The sequence below is a fragment of the Pseudoalteromonas sp. BSi20652 genome (genome assembly GCF_000239855.1).
Classification (GTDB): domain Bacteria; phylum Pseudomonadota; class Gammaproteobacteria; order Enterobacterales; family Alteromonadaceae; genus Pseudoalteromonas.
Map to the genome: position 1 here is coordinate 1 of NZ_BADT01000200.1, position 1971 is coordinate 1971.

The window sequence follows — 1971 nt, forward strand, 5'->3', positions numbered from 1 at the left end:
CTTAAGCTTTAAATGATTTTTCAATTTTACTAATGTAAAAGTTATAACAAGCAAGAAATTAGCATGACACCCACTTCAAATAATCCGCTAACCTGTTGTATAAATTAAGTTATTAAGTTATTAAGTTTAAATAAGTAAAAAATGATTGTAGTTTTTCAGTTCAAAGCAATGCTAATGCACAATGTTATTGTTTATTTATTAGGATGGGTGTCAGCGGGCTATTCGATTTTTCACTCTAACTATAACCACGATTGCGAAAAATCGGTTAAACCGTCGGCTAATTGTACAGTTAGTAATAAAGCATGGAATTGGTTGTGGAAATTAACTTACTGTGTGTGATTTTGGCGTGCAATTTTATTATGTTAAATTGATTGTTAATGGGTTTAACTGGGCTGCTGTAACAGTGTTTTTGGGTGTTTATTACTTGCTGATAATTAAAACGTGTTTTTATGAGTGATACCGTTTGATGGTTATTGCAATCAAACGGTATTTTATAAAGCTTTTTATTAAAAATGCTTAGTACCTTGGTTTATATGTTAAAGCTTTATTTATTAATACCTTAAATAAAACGAAACAAGACCAAGTGAAATTTTAAAACATTTTGTCTGCCATAAACTCTTTAATAAGTGCAGACACTTTATTTGGATGTTCATCAATAACCCAGTGTGCAGCTTTATCTAACCAAATTAATGATGAATTTGGAATTGCTTCTTCTAACATTGGCGCATACTTTGGCTTTTGAAACTTATCTTCTTTACCCCATAATATGAGTGTTTCATGAGGTAAGCTTTTAAGTTCGCCGGCAATAGCTTGCGTATATTCTTTATTAAGCCTGCGCATATTACTAAATAAAGCGGCTTTTCCTTGCTCGTTGCTCCATGGTGTTAAGTATATTTTCATCAACTCATCTGTCATGACGTTTTTGTCGTATACACCATTGGGCATAAAATCTTTTAGCGTATCAACAAACTCTTTTACGCTCATTTTTTCTTCTACGCCAGGTTCTAATAACGGTTCAAATTCTGGTACAGGCCATGAATCAAAGCATACACTGTCAATTAAGATTAATCCGTTTACCTTTTCAGGATAATTTACAGCCATTAATTGGGCAACACCTCCACCAATATCATGTGCCGCAATGTTTGCTTTAGCAATCCCGAGTGTATTCATAAATTTAATCATTATTCTACATTGCGCATTTATAGATACATCGGTATCGCTTGGCATATCAGATTCACCAAAGTTTAATAAATCTGGAGTAATCACCCGATGATTAGCCGCAAGTTTAGGCATTACATTTCGCCACAAAAATTTATTTGTAGGTATGCCATGAAGTAATAATAAAGGTGTGCCTTCTCCCATTTCTTGATAAGCAATTTGATGACCTTCAACTGTAACGTATTGTGTTTTGTTCATAGTTTGCCTCTATAGTGTTCAATAATTGGTTTAACCAAATGTAATTGATTAAAGCAATTTTGAGCCCAAGACGAGCACTAATGAGTTAATAACTATTTATAAAAATAAAGCCTATGTCATACATGGGCTTAGGTAGAAAAATAAATTATAATAAAAAGTTTTGGTTAGCTAAATTATAAAAATTAAAAAACAAAGTCGGACAATTTAAACTAACTATGAAAATAAGACCTTTGTTTATGAAATAATTACAAAATTTTAAATAACATTATATTTTTATAAAACAGTTATAAAATACATAAGAAGATAAAAAGCTGTTAACCCCCCTGCTATTTGGCAATTTGTTTAACGAGATTTAATATTTCACTGAGTCATAGTGAATATTAGATCGTTAAAAACTTATATATTTATTTTTATTTTATAAACATACAAAAATTTGTAGTTTGTGATGTGTAAGTAAACTTTTGCTTCTGTAACTGTGAATTAATTTATTACTATGGTTATTGAGTTATGTGGTCATTATGTTTTTTAAGGAGGGTTAAGTGCAGAGAGTAAAAA

General features: G+C 30.7%; 1 protein-coding gene. It reads right to left on the minus strand.

The window, feature by feature from the left end:
• Nucleotides 1-591 precede the first annotated feature (591 nt).
• Nucleotides 592-1416, minus strand: coding sequence for an alpha/beta fold hydrolase (locus tag P20652_RS02975; RefSeq protein ID WP_008171671.1), 825 nt, complete (start codon nt 1414-1416; stop codon nt 592-594).
• Nucleotides 1417-1971 lie beyond the last annotated feature (555 nt).

Coding starts and splice junctions, on each gene's coding strand:
- P20652_RS02975 (WP_008171671.1), bottom strand. CDS start 1,416: ATGAACAAAACACAATACGTTACAGTTGAAGGTCATCAAATTGCTTAT.